Here is a 2,610-nt window from a genome sequence, read left to right on the forward strand (position 1 = left end):
CGATGGGCTACAAGCAGATCACGCTTCCGCCCGGGCATACATGGAAGAGCTACACGCTCTATCTACTGAACACTCTACCACCAGATCTCCAAGATCACTATGTTCAGATCTTCCGGACATCAGTAAAATTTTGGAAGGATACAGGCGGAGGATTTTCGGAAGATGTGATTAACGATATCAAGAACCATGGATACAAGATTAAGCGCAATGGGGTTTCGAATTTCAGCAAGGATGGAAAACAGAAGATCATATTCGATCAGGAAATGCCAGATGATACTGATGATGTGGAAAGTACGAAGGACATCCCATCCTGGAAGAGGATGTGTTACTGCATTTTAAAAAATGACTATCTGTGCCGCTTTATGGGATTCGGGCCCACAAAAGTAGAAGCGCAGCGGATCAAGGCAATCAAGCAGAAATATGCCGCGATCGCGCGGCCAGGAAGGAGAAGCATATGAGTGAGTGGAAGTCCCCAGTATATGGGGTTCGGGCGGTTCCAATTGAAAAGATCAGGGCTAATGAATACAACCCTAATCACGTTGCACCGCCAGAAATGAGGCTGCTGTATGACAGCATCAAAGAAGATGGCTATACGATGCCGATTGTTTGCTACTATAATGCAGCAGATGACATGTATGAAATCGTCGATGGTTTCCACCGGTACCAGACGATGCTGGACCACAAGGACATCTACGATCGTGAGCACGGGATGTTGCCGGTGTCGGTGATCGACAAGCCGATCGATGAGCGGATGGCATCAACTATCAGGCACAACCGTGCCAGAGGGACACATGATGTCGATCTGATGTCTGGTATCGTCGCGGAACTGCATAAGATCGGAAGATCTGATGCATGGCTATCTAAACATTTGGGCATGGACATGGATGAGATATTGCGCCTGAAGCAGCTCACCGGTCTCGCGGATCTGTACAAGGACAAGGAGTTTTCAAAATCATGGAAGCCCGGAAAGGAGATCACTGATGCTGATATCACTGGTTGAGTACGCAAAGATTCACGGGCGCGACCCGGCCACAGCCCGCCAGATGGCGCTCCGTGGAGGCTTTCAGACTGCAAGGAAAATCGGAAGAAATTGGGTGATCGAGGACAGTGAGCCTTACCCTGATCGCCGAAAAGTAAATGACGATGAATAAGATTATAATGCCGCCAAGGGTTGATCCCCCGGCGGCTACTTTTTCACCGTTCGACAATCACCGCATCGAATCCGGAATCCTTCAGGATCTGTATCCGTTGCTCTGCGTTCGCTTTCTCGCTGAACGATCCGCAGTAGATGTGCATCCCGTCCGACTCTTTCTCCGTGAATGTTGCAAGCCCGGTCTTCTTTTTGATTGCTGCCTGCAGCCGCTCCATGTACTTCTGCGTACGGAAGATCCCTACACGTACTCGATACACCTTCGCAGGCGATGCCGGCTTTGCAGTCTGCTTCTCGTCCCGGATCGCGGCCTTGAATGACAGCCATTCCGCTTCTGATCCGCTAGGCGCATTCCAGCCAACGACGCCGGGGCACAGCTTACCGTTTACATCATAATGCCTGATCACGTGATCAGCTGGAATGTTGTACAAATGCATCAGGTATTTAGTTAACTTGATGCATGCCTGCAATGTGGCGTCTGTGATGTACCATGCGGGGTCATTCGGCCTGCTCGGCGCTTTGCCTGTCCTGCTTTTTACGCACATTTCGATTGATACCGAATTGGCATTTTTGCATTTGCGGTAATACGCCCCACCGTATTGCGTCTGCCTATCGCCGCCGACTGCCCAGCTGTAGCGGGCTAACGGGTTGACATTGTACTGCCAGATGTCGCCGTTGTGGCCACAGTAAAAATCCGCAGAAGCATCGTCAACAATTTTTTGATTGTAATAATCGATGTTGTCTTTCGCGTCACCCAATGCTCCGACATAATGGATGCAGATATATTCGATCTTCCCGATCCGCTGGCTGGTGTTGTGTGTGCGCAATCCCAGCGGATTTTTGTGAATATCCAGTTCTGTCACTTTTTCCTCCTTCTTCAGTGCTGCTGGCACCTGATCAGTCGGTGCAACGGTTGTCAGGTCGTCATACTGCGTCAGATTGTGCTCACGAACGATCCGCATCACTGATGTCGGATACGTCTTTCCAGTCGCGTATCCCCGTGAGGCAACCGCACGGATCAGCGTTTCAGGATCCTTCAACGCCAGCACTTCACCGCCGTACTTCGGTTCTCCGCCTGCGCCAGCATTTGAAGCATAGGTCAGAAACAGCAGGAAGTCCGCGAATGACTGCTCAATGCTGTTAAACTGCCGGAACTGATCATTAATCCGCACAATCCGATTGCCGTACTGCTCCGGGGTATTCTTCGTGATCGACTTGCCCGGCCATACGGACAAGCCGATATCCACCCACGATTTGTTCAGCAGTTCTGATTTTTGCCCGACCATGTTATTCACGGCGATCAGTGGGTAGCAGTCCGCTGCCATCCCGTAGCCGTTTTCCAGGCAAGACTGTGCGATCAGCACGGATGGTAGATAGCCGTAGCGCTTGCATACGCGCCGTGCCGGATCAATGATCTGCTGCAGATATTCACTCTGGCTCTTACATGGATTCATTTGCCG

4 protein-coding genes are annotated in these 2,610 nt (G+C 50.8%); 3 read left to right on the plus strand and 1 reads right to left on the minus strand.

Annotated features, from left to right (window positions below; genetic code table 11):
- From FYJ35_RS14285 to FYJ35_RS14295, 3 genes are all read left to right on the plus strand, one after another.
- Window positions 1-458, plus strand: a 458-nt coding sequence (locus FYJ35_RS14285; protein WP_154527585.1) for a DUF3440 domain-containing protein, incomplete at its 5' end; no start/stop codon positions are given.
- Complete coding sequence (locus FYJ35_RS14290; RefSeq protein WP_154527586.1) at window positions 455-1,000, plus strand: IbrB-like domain-containing protein; 546 nt, start codon at window positions 455-457, stop codon at window positions 998-1,000. The genes FYJ35_RS14285 and FYJ35_RS14290, both read left to right, overlap by 4 nt.
- Complete coding sequence (locus FYJ35_RS14295) at window positions 981-1,151, plus strand: hypothetical protein (RefSeq protein ID WP_154527587.1); 171 nt, start codon at window positions 981-983, stop codon at window positions 1,149-1,151. Before FYJ35_RS14290 ends, FYJ35_RS14295 begins: the two co-directional genes overlap by 20 nt.
- Window positions 1,152-1,194: 43 nt before the next feature.
- On the opposite strand, the gene FYJ35_RS14300 is transcribed toward FYJ35_RS14295, so the two are convergent.
- On the minus strand, window positions 1,195-2,610 hold a 1,416-nt coding region (locus tag FYJ35_RS14300), incomplete at its 5' end, for a glucosaminidase domain-containing protein (protein WP_205839866.1).

The organism is Porcincola intestinalis, from assembly GCF_009696445.1.
Classification (GTDB): domain Bacteria; phylum Bacillota; class Clostridia; order Lachnospirales; family Lachnospiraceae; genus Porcincola; species Porcincola intestinalis.

Bases quoted from the DNA above. Each gene is read 5' to 3' on its own strand.
- FYJ35_RS14295 (WP_154527587.1), top strand. From the start codon at position 981: ATGCTGATATCACTGGTTGAGTACGCAAAGATTCACGGGCGCGACCCG.
- FYJ35_RS14290 (WP_154527586.1), top strand. From the start codon at position 455: ATGAGTGAGTGGAAGTCCCCAGTATATGGGGTTCGGGCGGTTCCAATT.